This window comes from Pseudofrankia saprophytica, from assembly GCF_000235425.2.
GTDB lineage: Bacteria > Actinomycetota > Actinomycetes > Frankiales > Frankiaceae > Pseudofrankia > Pseudofrankia saprophytica.
In genome coordinates, this window is sequence record NZ_KI912266.1 from 1,198,472 (window position 1) to 1,212,049 (window position 13,578).

The 13,578-nt window shown below is 70.9% G+C and carries 11 protein-coding genes and 1 tRNA gene; 4 read left to right on the plus strand and 8 right to left on the minus strand.

Annotation, left to right across the window (positions count from 1 at the left end):
- Positions 1-26: 26 nt before the first annotated feature.
- From FRCN3DRAFT_RS0205265 to FRCN3DRAFT_RS0205280, 4 genes are all read right to left on the minus strand, one after another.
- Entirely contained in the window at positions 27-284 is a 258-nt protein-coding gene (locus FRCN3DRAFT_RS0205265; RefSeq protein ID WP_007515550.1) for a hypothetical protein, read from the minus strand.
- A 3-nt stretch (positions 285-287) separates the two neighbouring features.
- Positions 288-635 carry a hypothetical protein gene (locus FRCN3DRAFT_RS0205270; protein WP_007515549.1) on the minus strand — a complete coding sequence of 116 codons (348 nt, stop codon included), beginning with the start codon at positions 633-635 and terminating at the stop codon, positions 288-290.
- 112 nt (positions 636-747) lie between these two features.
- On the minus strand, positions 748-1,728 hold the full coding sequence (locus tag FRCN3DRAFT_RS53880) for a hypothetical protein (RefSeq protein ID WP_007515548.1): 981 nt from the start codon (positions 1,726-1,728) through the stop codon (positions 748-750).
- Between the two features lie 504 nt (positions 1,729-2,232).
- Positions 2,233-3,684: an amidase gene (locus FRCN3DRAFT_RS0205280; protein WP_035924355.1), complete on the minus strand. Its 1,452-nt coding sequence runs from the start codon at positions 3,682-3,684 to the stop codon at positions 2,233-2,235.
- Positions 3,685-4,050: 366 nt separating this feature from the next.
- On the opposite strand from FRCN3DRAFT_RS0205280, the gene FRCN3DRAFT_RS49180 reads away from it, so the two are divergent.
- Both FRCN3DRAFT_RS49180 and FRCN3DRAFT_RS42755 read left to right on the plus strand, forming a co-directional pair.
- The gene (locus FRCN3DRAFT_RS49180) at positions 4,051-4,857 is read left to right on the plus strand and encodes a hypothetical protein (protein WP_007515546.1); all 807 of its coding nucleotides are present in this window, start codon (positions 4,051-4,053) and stop codon (positions 4,855-4,857) included.
- A gap of 239 nt (positions 4,858-5,096) precedes the next feature.
- Positions 5,097-6,419 (plus strand): PP2C family protein-serine/threonine phosphatase, encoded by a 1,323-nt coding sequence (locus FRCN3DRAFT_RS42755; RefSeq protein ID WP_007515545.1) that lies wholly within the window; start codon positions 5,097-5,099, stop codon positions 6,417-6,419.
- A 2-nt stretch (positions 6,420-6,421) separates the two neighbouring features.
- On the opposite strand, the gene FRCN3DRAFT_RS0205295 is transcribed toward FRCN3DRAFT_RS42755, so the two are convergent.
- A complete protein-coding gene (locus FRCN3DRAFT_RS0205295; protein WP_007515544.1) occupies positions 6,422-6,607 on the minus strand; it encodes a hypothetical protein in 186 nt (61 codons plus the stop codon).
- A 592-nt stretch (positions 6,608-7,199) separates the two neighbouring features.
- Between FRCN3DRAFT_RS0205295 and FRCN3DRAFT_RS42765 the strand changes: the two genes are divergently transcribed.
- Both FRCN3DRAFT_RS42765 and FRCN3DRAFT_RS0205305 read left to right on the plus strand, forming a co-directional pair.
- Entirely contained in the window at positions 7,200-9,008 is a 1,809-nt protein-coding gene (locus FRCN3DRAFT_RS42765; RefSeq protein WP_051466147.1) for a carboxylesterase/lipase family protein, read from the plus strand.
- Between the two features lie 147 nt (positions 9,009-9,155).
- Positions 9,156-9,887: a hypothetical protein gene (locus FRCN3DRAFT_RS0205305; protein ID WP_007515541.1), complete on the plus strand. Its 732-nt coding sequence runs from the start codon at positions 9,156-9,158 to the stop codon at positions 9,885-9,887.
- A gap of 46 nt (positions 9,888-9,933) precedes the next feature.
- Here the strand turns inward: FRCN3DRAFT_RS0205305 and FRCN3DRAFT_RS0205310 are convergent, their stop codons facing one another.
- The 3 genes from FRCN3DRAFT_RS0205310 to FRCN3DRAFT_RS0205320 form a co-directional block, all read right to left on the minus strand.
- Positions 9,934-11,259: a septum formation family protein gene (locus FRCN3DRAFT_RS0205310; RefSeq protein WP_007515540.1), complete on the minus strand. Its 1,326-nt coding sequence runs from the start codon at positions 11,257-11,259 to the stop codon at positions 9,934-9,936.
- 531 nt (positions 11,260-11,790) lie between these two features.
- Positions 11,791-11,863 (minus strand) — tRNA-Glu (locus FRCN3DRAFT_RS0205315).
- 488 nt (positions 11,864-12,351) lie between these two features.
- Positions 12,352-13,377, minus strand: coding sequence for a LacI family DNA-binding transcriptional regulator (locus FRCN3DRAFT_RS0205320; RefSeq protein WP_007515539.1), 1,026 nt, complete (start codon positions 13,375-13,377; stop codon positions 12,352-12,354).
- Between the last annotated feature and the right edge of the window lie 201 nt (positions 13,378-13,578).

Below are 13,578 nucleotides of genomic sequence, written 5' to 3' on the forward strand. Positions count from 1 at the left end.
GGAGGGAAATTTCAGAACGACTTGATTCAGAACATTTCGAGTGGCCGGTCCGGCTCTATCTCGATCGCGGACCCGTACTGCTTACGCAGGAGGTCGGCGTCCTCCTCCCGGAGATCGGCCACGAGCAGCTCCAGCCGCTCGGCCGAACCGAGCCGCCGCCGGGCTCGGGTTTCAGGATCGCGCTCCAGCTCGTCAAGGAGCCGGCGCAGACTGCCCGGGTCTCCGGAGATCAGATAAGCGGAGCGGCCCCCGCCCGCGGCGACCGCGTCATCGGGAATCGGCATCGGTCACAGCGGCGGCAGTGCCGGGTTCAGAGCGATGACCTGCTGAAGCGCCTGAGCGACCGAGTACGCCTGCGCGAGCGACTCCTGGTTGCGCCGCACCCGGTAGAGCTCCACCCCGACCATCATCGGCGGGATGAACTGCGCGAACTGGGGAATACTCGGCGTCGTCCGCTCCAGCCAGGCGTGGATTCGCTGTAGGAACATCGCGGCCTGGGTCCGATATACGTCCTGCGCCAGCGGCGCCATGGCGGTGAGCCCGCCGCCGAGGCCGACTGCCTGCTGTGGCCACTGCCCGGATGGCGACCCGTTGGCGGTCGCGCCGGCGTGGGGCACGCTACTTACCGTTGCCATGAAGGATTCCGTTCGAAGGGGTGATGATCGGGAAGTGGAACATTGGTTCCGCGCTGTCGCGGTGTAGCAAGCGCGGCTTCAGTGGAAGTCCGCGCTGCTGCGAACAGACCGGTCAGCAGGCCACCCAACGCTGCTGCCAGAGGTGCGGGTTGATTCCCGCGTAGGGCTGCCCGCCGCAGGTGAGGGCGTCGACGGCGTTCTGGTGCTGCCGGACCGCCGCGTGCTGAGCGGCAATCTGCTGGGCGGCAGCCAGCTGCTGGGCGGCGGCCTGCTGAGCGGCAGCCTGCTGAGCGGACAACGGAATCAGGATCCCGCCGAGGGCACCGCCCGCGGTGCCGAGACCAGGGATTCCGATCGCGTCGCCGAGCACGGATCCACCCAGGCTCCCAATGAGGCCACCAAGAATGCCGTAGGGGGCGAGCTGGTGCGCACCCGCCGGCATCATCCCGCCCGGCGCCGCCGAGAACGGGCTCAGACCACCCAGCCACGACCCCAGCTGCCCCAGACCCGGAATACCAGTCACATCACTGACCACATTTCCGGCACCGCCAAGAAGAGCACTACCAAAATTCCCATAGGGAGCCAGCTGGTACGCACCCGCCGGCACCGCAGGAGCCGCGAACGGAGCGAACACCCGCCCAAAGCCCTCCCCCAGGCCGCCAAGACCCGGAATACCGGTCAGGCCACTCAGCAGGTTCCCAGCCACGTTCCCAATCGCCGCACCACCAGCACCATACGGCGCAAACTGGTGCGCACCCGCCGGCATCATCCCGGCCGGCGCCGCCGAGAACGGGCTCAGACCACCCAGCCACGACCCCAGCTGCCCCAGACCCGGAATACCAGTCACACCACTGACCACATTTCCGGCACCGCCAAGAAGAGCACTACCAAAATTCCCATAGGGAGCCAGCTGGTACGCACCCGCCGGCACCGCAGGAGCCGCGAACGGAAATATGGCGCTTCCGAAGGGATCCATCGCCTGAAGGCCTGTGCTTCCGATTAGACCGGCGAGCCCGGGGTGGACACCAACCCCGGCCGGAATCCGGTACGGCGACGACGAGGTCACGTCCGGAATAATGGCAGAAACGGACATCAATGCTCCCGTTAGGTAGGTTGAAGAAGGAGAGGAGGAAGGCGATATCCGACCGGGCGCCCCGCGAAAGCGCGGCGCCCGGTCGACCCTATGGCCGGACCTCCGATCAATCAATCGCCGCTCAGCGTGCCGAGGTACGTACGGGACGACGGCCCACCGTCGGAAAGATTTCGAATGGCCAGTCTCGGCGCGACAGCGCACGAGGCCGGCACGGCGCAAGGGGAATGGAGTAATCGAATTTTTGTCGACCGAATGCGGTCATCCGCCCAAATTCGCGGATGCTCTCGGTGAAATACTACCGACCGACAGTCGCGGGGAGCTCTTTGTTTCCGAACAATGCCGTCGCTCGACGCCGAGTCCACTTCGTTATTTTTCCGCCGCCAGGTTGGCATCGCGGAACGACGTCGCCGGGTTGCCGTATCGCCCCGGCTGCCGGGTAACCGACCAATCCGACGCCGCTGGCCGACACGGGCAGCGGGCGTGCCGGATGGCCGCGGGTGGGGATCAGGCCGCGGAGGCGGCGCCCGCGCGGTGGCCGGGGCGGCATTCGTGCCAGCGCTGCGCCCGCTCCAGCTGGCCCGCGAGCGAGATCAGCAGACTCTCGCTGTTCGCCGGGCCCATCAGCTGCGCTCCCACCGGCAGGCCAGCCGCCGTGAAGCCGGCCGGCACATTGATCGCCGGCCAGCCGAGCACGTTCCACGGCCAGGTGAACGGGACGGCGGCGACGATCGCCTGGTCGGTCTCCCAGCTCGTCGCCCGGTTGAGCTCGCCCACCCGAGGCGGAGGCACCGCCGTCGTCGGCGCGAGCAGCACGTCCACCGACCGGAAGACCCGCCCGATCCGCCACCGCGACATCGGCTCGGCCGCCCGCGAGGCGAGCAGCAGCGGCCGCAGCATCCGGCCGGTGCGCGCGTTGGCCAGGGTGCGGACGTCGAGCAGCTCGGGGTCGGGGACGCGATGGGTCCAGTCGTCGATCGCCTCGAGCGAGCGTGGCAGGAAGATCACACCAAGCAGGCCGTAGGCGGGTTCGGCCAGCACGATCTCGTGGCCGAGTGCCTCGAGCGCGACACCGGTCCGTTCCACGGCGTCGCGCACCGCCGGATCGAGCCGCGCCGGCATGCCGCTGTACGGCACCTTCAGCGACAGCCCGATCCGCAACCGGCGCGGTTCCCGGGAGGCGGACACCAGGAACGGCTCGTCCGGGGGTGGCGGCCGGTCGCGGTCGACCGGCGCGCTGCCCGACAGGGCGTCGAGCAGCAGGGCCGCGTCGGCGACGGTCAGCGCCAACGGGCCGAACGTCGTCAGCCCGTTGAACTGCTCGGCGACGGGAGCGCTGGAGATCCGCCCGCGCTGCGGCTTGATGCCGACGAGGTTGGTCCAGGCCGCCGGGATCCGCACCGAACCGGCGCCGTCCGAGCCGACGGCCGCGGCCACCAGCCCCGCCGCCACGGCCGCCGCGGCGCCACCCGACGACCCACCGGGACTGTGATCAAGGTTCCACGGGTTGCGGGTGACGCCGAAGGCCGGTCCTTCGGTGAACGGCCACTGGCCGAACTCCGGCGTGTTCGTCTTCCCGACGATCACGGCGCCGGCGGCCTTGAGCTTGCGCACCATCTCGCTGTCGGTGGGTCGGGGCGGGAACTCGCCCGGGGCGCCGAATGCCGTCGGTTCGCCCGCCAGGTCGGTGTCATCCTTGATCGCGATGGGAACACCCAGCAACGGCAGCCGTTCGCCCGCCACCAGCCGCCGGTCGGCCTCGTCCGCCTCCGCGAGCGCGGCCCCGGGACGCAGCCGCCGGAAGGCGTTGAGGGTCGACTGGGTGGCCTGAATCCGATCGAGCGCTGCGCCGACGAGCTCTCTTGACGAGACGCTCCCAGCGGCCAGCGCCGCGGCTTGGCCCCGCAGGCCCAGCAGGTCGTCCGGCACCCCGACCTCCCCTCCGGCACGACGGGGCATCACGCCTGGGCGTGCCCGCCGGCCGGCCTCGCCAGCCTCAGACCCGCCGAAGGCCAGCTGAGCCGACCAGAAAACCGTAACCGAACGTGCGGCTCCCGCCACTGCCATCGCCCGAAACGCGCTGGTCAGGGATCTGGCACCGCGGCGGCGGCCGCCCGTTACCCACGGAGACCGAGCCGGGTCGCACCGAGGCGGTCTTCCTGTCGTCTCACCGCCATATAGGTGTCCATCTCACAAACAACAGCGGACTATCTCCGTAGCACCATGGGTAACCCACTGAATGCGTACTTTGCCAGCCACGATCCGTCTCGCCCCGTCCGCGAGGTTGCGGCGGTCGCGTTGGCGTCAGCACCAGGGAGGATCTAGGTGACCGAGCAGAACAGTTCGCCGGACCTCGCCGGGCCCCAGTTCGGGGTCCCTTCTGGATCGGCAGAACCGATCCAGGAGGTCGGCGGCGTCACCGAGCCCACAGACCCACAACCCCAGGGGACCGAGACCACGACCGCCAGCGCCGAGCCGAGCCCGACCGACTACCCCGACGAGCATTCCAACGGGCATCACGACGCGGCTAGCGTGCTCGCCAGCGCCAGGCAGCGGGTCGCCCCGGCGGTGACTACGGTGCGCGACAAGGTCGTTCCCGCCGTCACGCCCGCCGTGACGACCGTGCTTGACAAGGTCACCCCGGCCGTCACGACTGCCAAGGAGAAGGTCACACCCGCTGTGACCAGCGTGCACGACAAGGTCGCGCCCGCCGTCACCACCGCCAAGGAGAAGGTCGCCCCGGCCGTCGCGACCGCCAAGGAGAAGGTCGCCCCGGCCGTCGCGACCGCGAAGGAGAAGGTCGGCCCCGCCGTCGCGACCGCCAAGGAGAAGGTCGGCCCGGCGGTCGCGACCGCGAGGGAGAAGGCGGCGCAGAACCCGCGACTGGCCGACGCGGCCCAGCGGACCGTCGCCGCGCGCGACCGCGCCGTCGCGAACGCGCGCCAGCAGGCCGGTGAGCATCCGTGGATCGCCGCGACCGCTGAGCGCACGGTCGCGACCAGCGGCAAGACCGCCCGCACGGTCAGCCAGCAGGCGCGCCAGCACCCGGTGGCCACCCGACGTGCCGGCGCCGCCCTGGCCGCCGTCGCCGCCGTCGCCTGGCTGCGCCGTCGCCGCGCCGCTCGCGGCTAGAGCCGGATTCCCCGCTGATCCCTGAATCCTGGCCCTGGCCCTGGCCCTGACTTGGTCCTGGCCTTGGCCGCGAGGTTCGCGGATCAGCGGGGAAGCGGTCAGCCACTGGCTCTGCTCCCGGTGCCGACCCGCAACGACCGGGTGTTCCACGAACAACCCGATCGCGCCGCGAAGTAGATCGACAGGGCGAATCCGGTGGTACCGGTAACGGGCGACTGACCGGGCGGCGAGAATGCCTCATGCCCTGGAAGCCGGACCGTGCGCTGATGCTCGGGCTCACCGTGCTCGCCTGTGCCGTAGGCGTCGGTCTGCTCGCAAACGTCGCCCTCGCTGGGTTCTTCGGACTGTCCGCGTTGCTGGTCGCCGGCGCCCGCGGACCACGGCGTACCGCCGCGATCGGCGCCCTGGCGGTGGTGGTGGCCGTCCTGTCCGGAATCTGGGATCACCGGTTCGGACAGTCCCAGCACCTCGCCGCGATCGTGCTGGTCGCCGCGCAGTCCGCCGTGGCCGTCTGGATCGCGGTACACAGGACCCTGCGGGAGTCGGAGCTGCGCCATCGCGAGTCCGAGCTGCGCCGGGTCCGGGCGGTGGCTGACGTCGCCCAGCGCGCGCTGCTGCCCGAGGTGCCCACCATGCTCGACGGAGCCCGGCTGGCGGCCCGCTACCTGTCGGCGGCCGAGGAGGCCTCCGTCGGTGGCGACCTGTACGAGGTCGTCGCCACCAAGCACACCATCCGCGTGATCATCGGCGATGTCCGTGGCAAGGGCCTGCCGGCCGTGCGTCTCGCCTCAGTCGTGCTCGGGGCGTTCCGCGAGGCGGCGGTGACCTGGCTCGAGCCGGAGCAGGTGGCAGCGGCCTGCGCCAAGGCCGTCAACCGGGAGGCGGACGCGGAGGACTTCGTCACCGCTCTGCTGCTCGACATTCATCCCGATGGACGACTCAGTCTCTGCTCCGCCGGTCACCATCCGCCGATGCACCTGCCCATGCGGTCCTCGACTGGAGCCACGGCGGCGGCCGGGCAGGACGCCCAGGCCGGCGGGGAGATTCGGTTGAAGTCGCCCAGCCCGCCGCTAGGGCTCGCCGAACGGTTCACGCCGTCCGCCGCGCGCTGGGCCGTTGGTGACCGGTTGCTGCTGTTCACCGACGGGCTGATCGAGGCCCGTTCACCGAGCGGCGAGTTCTTCCCGCTCGAGGACCATCTCGACGCGCTGCTCGACGGCACGATCGAGGAGGCGCTGGACCGGCTGACCGAACGCGTCACCCGGCACGCGGGCGGGCACCTGCGCGACGACCTCGCGATGCTGCTCATCGAACGGCGCCCGCTCGCGTCCGAGCCCACGGTGCCGCGGCAACCGTCCGCCGCGGACAGCGGCGAGCCGCGCACCGCGCCCGGCGCCCCCGATCCGGACGCCCCCGATCCGGACGCCCTCGATCCAGACGCCGGACCGGCAGCCGAGACTGCTGGCGCGGCCGCGGGCAACCCCGGGCACATCCGCGGGAACGGACCGGGTCCGTCCGGGTGGCGCCGGCTGCGGGTTGGCCGCTCGCACCGCTCCGGCTGAGGTCAGTTGCCGTTGCGGTAGTCGATCGGGCCGGGCAGGTCGACCCTGGAGTCGTGGCCCCAGCCGTCCTTCGACCAGAGTCGCCAGTCGATCCGGCCGAGCGTGAACCTGACCTGCTTGACGCCCGTGCCGTCGCCGCTGAACTTAAGGGGGCCGAACGAGCTCCAGCCCCGGTAGAACAGGCCCATTTCTGTGCTCCTGGAAACGGGGCCCGATGATCGGGCCCAAGCGGTTGTGGTCGTGAATCCGGCCGGACGGCGAGTATGCACGTCGGCGAGTTGGTGCGAGGTTAGTTCGACGCGACGGCCAACCGGCGAGAATGACCGGTACGCGACTGGCGCGGGCAACCATACCGAATCCGTGATCCGGATGCTCCGTGTGCGGTGTCGACAACGCTCCAAGGTGTCATGGGTGCCTGCCACCTCGCCCTGGGTTTACCGGGCCGCGCCACTGGCGTGACCTTCCGTCCAGGTCCGTGGACGCGCCCGCGATCGTTCCGCCGGCCGGCTGGCGCCCGTTGGACATGGACACCTGGTGAACTCCGGAAGGACACGGCCGGGCCGCCCACTACCGGTCCTCGTGGCGGGACGCGGACGTCTCTGCCGGACACCGACCGGCTCCTACTACTGTCGACGGCACAGATCTGCCTTCGCGCAGCGCGGCGCCTACAGATCCCGGACGCCACCGGAAGCCATCGGACGGCGGGAAGAGCCGCGAGTGCGCCCGATGAACAACCCTGGCCGGGGAGGGATCGATGATGCGCGCATCCAGGTCGCTGGCATGGTCGCTGGTGTGGTCGCCGGCCAGCGTCGGCTGACGTTGACCCCCATCATCGGCTGGCGGCGAGCGGGCGTCTCCTCGCGCGCGAGTGTCGCGCCCGCGGACCAGGCCAGCCCGCGCACACGCCGGTTTCCGCCCGGCAGGCGCCGGACCGGTTGGCTTGCCCGCGCCGTCGCCACCGCGGCGGCGACGGCCGTCGTCGCCGCCGGGGCGACCGCCTGTTCGCCCGATGGCGGCGGCCCCACCGCGGTTGACCGGTCGGCGCCGTCGGACTCCCTGAGCGGAGCCGGGGCGACGTTCAGCGCGGACCCGAAAGGACAGCCACCCGTCATCGCCACCGCCGGCGGCCTGGTCAGTGGCATTCGCGCGGGTCAGGTGGATCGCTACCACGCGATTCCGTTCGCCGCGCCGCCGGTCGGGATGCTGCGTTGGGCCGCTCCGACGCCGTCGAAGCCGTGGCAGGGCATTCGCGACGGCAGCCGCGGCGCGCCGGCCTGCACGCAGACGGGCACGCTGAGTGCGCTGTCCAGCGAGGACTGTCTGTACCTGGCGGTCTCCCGGCCAGCGGGAGCGCCGACGAGCGGTCACCTGCCCGTGATCTTCTGGATCCACGGCGGCGCATTCGTCGGCGGCACCGGCGAGCAGGCGGATCCGACCGCGCTGACCACCGGCGGTCCGGCGATCGTCGTCACCACGAACTACCGCCTCGGAGCGCTCGGATATCTCGTCCTGCCCTCGCTGACCCAGGAGAGTGGCGGGGACGCCGGCAACTACGCCACCCAGGATCTGACCGCCGCGCTCGGCTGGGTCCGGAACAATGCCGCGGCGTTCGGTGGCGACCCGAAGAACGTGACGATCATGGGAGAGTCGGCCGGGTCGATCAATGTCTGCGCGCTGCTGGCCGCGCCGGCCGCGAGTGGGCTGTTCCAGCGCGCGGTCATGGAAAGCGGACCGTGCGGCTGGAAGCTCCCGACCATGGCGGCCGCCGCGCAGACCGGTTCCGCGCTGGCAAGCCGGCTCGGCTGTGTCGACGCGGCAACGGCCGCGCTCTGTCTACGCTTCCACCCGGCGGCCGAGATCATGACCGCGGCCGCCGCCGACGGCTCGATTTTCAATCCGTTCCCGTTCTCACCCGCCGTCGGTGGCAAGACTCTGCCGTTCACCCCGTACCAGGCGCTATGGAATGGGAAGCTGGCGGACGTACCAATACTGATGGGCACGGTCCACGACGAGGGGCGGCCGTTCACGACCTACTGGGCCAACCAGGGGCCGATCACCGACTTCGGCGTGGACGGCATCATCCGTACCCAGTTCCCCGACCGCGCCGAACGTGTGCTCGCCGCCTACCCGCCCGGACAGGTACCCGCCCGCGAACGTCTGTCGCGAATCATCACCGACTCGATGTTCACCTGCCAGGCGACCACCTTCGCGCAGCTCACCACCGCGATCGCGCGCATGCCGACGTACCTGTACGAGTTCGACGTCCCGGAGCGGCCGGCCGCGAGTTCCGAGTTCGGTACTGGCGCCACCCACGGCGCGGAGCTCGACTTCCTGTTCCCCGGCCTCGACGGCAGGCTCACCACGTCGGCGCAGCACGCACTCTCGACGTCGGTGGTCGGCTACTGGACCCGCTTCGCGGCGACCGGGAACCCGAACGGCTCCGGCGAGGCCACCAGCTCGACGGTCCCCTGGCCGCTCTTCGACGTCCAGGCGGTCCGTTCCGGCGACGACCGCCTGCTGCTCACCCCCGGCAGGACCGTCCCGGCCACCGACACCTGGTCGGCCCATCACTGCGATGTCTGGAGCTGACGCCACCCTCGCCACGCTCTGCCCTCCGCCACACTCTGCCCCGCCACGCTCTGCCCTCGGCCGAACCCCCTTGCGCGGATGCGGGCGATCGGTTCACCGTGTGGGGCGACGAGCGGGGTCCGGCACCCCGCCGGAGCGAGGGGTGGCATGGTCGGGGCGATCGCGACGGCGACCGGCGCGGCGAAGGGCTTCCTGCCCAGCGAGTCCGCGTTTCGTTTCACCAATCGCTTCCCGCGTCAGCGGGTCCTCACCGCACGGGTACCAGGTCTGGGCAAGGGCATCCCGATCGGCGACGCGAGCCGCGGCCTGTGCGGCGGCATGATCTTCGCGGTGCGCGACCTGTTCGAGGCGGACCGGGAGCCGCCGGCGGATGTCGCGCCGCCACCTCCTGAATCACCGCTGTACAAATACATCGTCCGCCGCCTGTTCGCGAGCTGGGATCTCCCCCGCGGCGCGCTGCGCTACTACCGCCTGCAGCGAACGGCCGATGCGGACGTCGTCTGGGCGCTCGGCCGACGCGCCGGCATCGGCCGCGTCACGGTCGTCGATGAATGGCCGAAGGTCCGCCTCGACCTGGACTCCGGCCGCCTTTCCGCCCTCGGAATCATCACCGTACATTCCGTCGACCCGGCGAAACTGGGCTTCAACCACCAGGTCCTCGCCTACGCCTACGAGCAGTCCGGCACGGCGGTGACCCTGCGCGTCTACGACCCGAACACCCCCCTGGACCGTGCCGACGACATCACCCTCTCCTTCGACACCGCCAACCCCGCCGGCCCGGTTCCCATCACCCACAACCTGGCCATCTCCGGCCGCCCCGTCCGCGGCTTCTTCCACACCACCTACCGCTGGTCCGACCCCGCCGCCATCACCACCTGACCCACCGCGGTCTCCCGCGCCAGCGGGATCTCGGTCCGGGCCGGGTTCATCCCGGCGGGAGCTGGTCGCCCGTGACGGGGCTGGGCTCGCCAGCCGCGGTCGTGTAGACGAGCAGGCAGGTGATCGTCCGGCTGCCGGCGCTCCAGCTGTCCGGTACCAGGGCGCTCCAGGTGAGCCGCACCGTCGCCGTCTCCTGGAAGTTCGGCCCGAAGCGGGCGTGGGCGACGGCCAGGCAGCGCTCGCCGGCCTCCTTGTTGAACGCGTCCTCGGTGGGCACCGCGCCGTCGGCCGTGTCGGCCATCCGGGTGTCGCCGATCGCGGCCAGCTCGTGCGGGCCGGCGCAGTCGACCACGCCTCCGGTCGCCACCGCGAGGCAGGCGCCGACGGGGTAGACCCAGGACTGGTCGGCGCCCTTCACCGCGCCGGAGAACAGGTCGAACGCCGTCCACCGCCCGGTCTCGCCGACGAGGGGAACGTCCGCCCGCAGAATGCACCAGAGGTCGCGGTCACCCGACTGCCAGGTCGCCTCCGTCGGACCGGTCGCCGCGGCCGAGAACCTCCCGTTGGGGTCGATCGCGTAGCCGAGGTAGGTCTGGGCCGCCCCCGCGCAGGAACGCTGGATGAGGGCCGCCCACTCCTCCTGGGAGGGGTAGGGCGCGCCCGGCGGGTAGTCGCCCGCGAGCAAGACCGGCTCGTCGCTGATCGCCTCGAAGCGGTGCGGCCGGTCGCAGGGAACGTCCGACACGTCGGGCGTGACGCCGTCCCAGGTGTAGCAGTGACCGCGCTGGAAGTCACGGCCCGTGAGCTGGGGGGCGACCGCGGGTGTGGCGGCCGCGGATGGCGTGGCCCCGGCCGGTGTGGCCCCGGCCGACGGCGCCGCCGACCGGCCCGCGGCCGGCTCGCTCGCGTCTGTCTCGTTCCCGCTGGTGACGCGGGACACGGCGTAGGCGACGACGACCGCCGCGAGGAGCAGGACGACGACGAGCGCCCTCCTTCTGGGCGCGCCGCGGCGGCGGCCCGGCCCGCCAGTGGCTGGCGGTGGTGGAGATGCGGGCGCAGGTGCGGGCGAGACCGGAGAAGAGGGCGCGGCCGGGTGCGCGGGGCGGGACGCCGTCGAGTCCAGGTAGCTGGTCCAGCGTCCGTTCGGGGACGGAGCCGGCTCGTCTGACTGGTCCTGCGCGTCGCGCTGGTCCAGCGCGTCGGGCGCCGGCGGTTCCACCCGCCGGCCGAAGGACTCGTACGCCTCCCGGATCGCGCGGGCGTCACGAGTCGTGGGATCAGCCGCGGCGGGATCAGCCGCGGCGGGATCGCTCGGGTGGCCATCGCTCGACGGAGCGGCAGGCTCCGGCGCGGGGGATTCCTCGTCCGCCACGGTGCTCGGCCCCCACCTGTCGCCTCAGGGTGTGCATGGCGTTCCCGCAGACGGCGGGCCGCATCCTCGTTAAGGGAAGATATCGGCCATCGACCCTACGTTCAGGGTGATTGGATCCATTGCCGCGCGGCGCGTCGGCCGCGCGGCGTCCGGCGTCCGGCGTCCGGCGTCCGCCAGGAAAACGGACCAGGCCAACCGATGCCCCCGCACCAAGGCGGAACCCGCCATTTGCGGGGAGGTTAAGGGGTGGAGCCCCCTGGCATGGGGTCCGGGGCTCGGCCCCACGGCAACATCACGCCCGCCGGCGAAGCCGCCCAAAGGGCCGGCGAGCAAGCCAGCCCAACGTGTGCAGCTTCAGCGATGGAAGTTGAACCCTGATCTTGACCGCTACCCGCGGCACCGCGAAGCGAACCCGTCAGCCGGTGACGAGATGTAGTTCCTCGTGGCGTCCGGGGCTCGGCCCCGGAGCAACATGGCGCGGGAGCCTGGGAGTAGATCCAAAGGATCTACGAACAGGCAAAGCCGATCGTGTGCCCCCAACGGGATTCGAACCCGTGCTACCGCCTTGAAAGGGCGACGTCCTGGGCCACTAGACGATGGGGGCGGAAGGCCCTGAGCGGCCGCCGCGAGTGGCCCGGACCCTCAGGATCTCCTGGCCAGCATAGGGGACCGGCTAGTCAACCGCCAAACAGGTTCCCGTCGGCCGGCCCGACCAACCGCACTCCACCCCGAACGAGGTCGGTCTTCGCTGGGAGCAGGGCCGCCGCCATGACGACCCCGGCGTAGACCTCGTCCGCGGACCTCGTCGATGTCCGCGGACCTCGTCGATCAGACGGCCGGTGGCGATGAGCGTGGCGGGGACCCGGTTGGCGGTGCCCCGGCCGGACGTTGTGGACCCATGAAGCCCTGTCGTTGCCGACAGCCGCCATCCGGCCACGGATGCCACCGATGGCCGAAGACGGCGCCGTCAACATTCCGGCGGCCCATTACAGCCGCCTTCGACGGAGATCATTGTTCATTGATTCCCGAGGTTCGTGCCGCAAGTTTTCGCAAGCCCTTTCGGACCCTTCAATCCGAACGCGGACGCCATGGTCAGCGCCGGGGAATCGTCGACCCACGGATCACGAGCCGGACCGGCATCGCGTGCACGCCGCTGGCGGGTGCCGCGCCATCCAGCGCCTCGAAGATTCGCATGGCGGCGGTGCGGCCGAGCGCCTGCAGGTTCGCGTCGATGCTGGTCAGCTCGGGCCTGGAGTTGGTCGCGAGCACCTCCCAGTTGTCGTACCCGACGACGGCGACGTCCTCCGGAACCCTCTTGCCCAGGTCACGGAGGATGTCGAGGACGCCGCGCGCGATCAGGTCCGAGCCGCAGACGATCCCGTCGATGTCGGGATGCTGGCTGAGCAGCAGCGCCGCGGCGGAGCGGCCCCAGTGCTCGGACCAGTCCGAGAACATGACGTCGCCGACGAGCTCAAGCCCCGCGGCCGCCAGGGCGGCCCGTAGGCCGACGGCTCGGTCCTGGGCCGCCGCGTAGGTCGGGTCGCCGCTGACATGGCAGATGTGCCGCCGGCCCGTCGACAGCAGATGCTCGGTGGCGATGCGCCCGCCGCTGATGTTGTCGGGCACGACGGAGACGTCGGCCGGGTCGTCCGACGGCGCATAGGCATAGACCACCGGGACCGGGATGCCGTCGCCGAGTGACGGCCGCGGGTTGGTCCGGTCGCCGACGACGATGATGCCGTCGACCCGCCGGTTGAGCAGTGCCTTGAGATGGTGCTGCTCACGGATCGCGTCGCCGCGCGCGTCACATAGGAAGACGTTGACCTGGCCGGCGCCGAAGGCGTCCTCGGCACCCATCAGGATCGGGATCACGAAACGGCCCTCGAGATCGCCCGTGAGCAGGCCCACGGTTCCGCTGCGCCCGGCGAGGAGGCTGCGGGCGAGCTGGTTCGGCGTGAACGACAGCTGCTCGGCCGCCTGGATGACCCGGCTGCGGGTGGCCGGGGCGACCTCGTCCCGGCCGTTGATGGCCTTGGACGCGGTGGCGAGCGAGACGCCCGCGAGCCGCGCCACGTCGCCGAGCGTGGCCGCCTTCCCGGGCGGTTCCACTCGCGCCATCCCGGCTCCCTTCACCTTGACACGTCCTGCACCTGGACCCATCTCCGCACTCTTGACACCAACAACACCCGCCGCTAGCTTGCTAAGCTATCACATGATCCGAAAACCATTTCGGAAGTTTCGGATCTCCCTCCTCCACCCAGTTCACGGCTCTATTCGGGCTCCCCGGGGGCTCGTTCACGGATGAGCTAGGAGGTCAAG

What these genes read in the sequence shown, in the direction of transcription:
- FRCN3DRAFT_RS42755 (WP_007515545.1), top strand. Translation starts at nt 5,097, where the DNA reads ATGCCCTGGAAGCCGGACCGTGCGCTGATGCTCGGGCTCACCGTGCTC.
- FRCN3DRAFT_RS0205295 (WP_007515544.1), bottom strand. Translation starts at nt 6,607, where the DNA reads ATGGGCCTGTTCTACCGGGGCTGGAGCTCGTTCGGCCCCCTTAAGTTC.
- FRCN3DRAFT_RS0205265 (WP_007515550.1), bottom strand. Translation starts at nt 284, where the DNA reads ATGCCGATTCCCGATGACGCGGTCGCCGCGGGCGGGGGCCGCTCCGCT.
- FRCN3DRAFT_RS42765 (WP_051466147.1), top strand. Translation starts at nt 7,200, where the DNA reads ATGGTCGCTGGTGTGGTCGCCGGCCAGCGTCGGCTGACGTTGACCCCC.
- FRCN3DRAFT_RS0205270 (WP_007515549.1), bottom strand. Translation starts at nt 635, where the DNA reads ATGGCAACGGTAAGTAGCGTGCCCCACGCCGGCGCGACCGCCAACGGG.
- FRCN3DRAFT_RS53880 (WP_007515548.1), bottom strand. Translation starts at nt 1,728, where the DNA reads ATGTCCGTTTCTGCCATTATTCCGGACGTGACCTCGTCGTCGCCGTAC.
- FRCN3DRAFT_RS0205320 (WP_007515539.1), bottom strand. Translation starts at nt 13,377, where the DNA reads ATGGCGCGAGTGGAACCGCCCGGGAAGGCGGCCACGCTCGGCGACGTG.
- FRCN3DRAFT_RS0205280 (WP_035924355.1), bottom strand. Translation starts at nt 3,684, where the DNA reads ATGCCCCGTCGTGCCGGAGGGGAGGTCGGGGTGCCGGACGACCTGCTG.
- FRCN3DRAFT_RS0205305 (WP_007515541.1), top strand. Translation starts at nt 9,156, where the DNA reads ATGGTCGGGGCGATCGCGACGGCGACCGGCGCGGCGAAGGGCTTCCTG.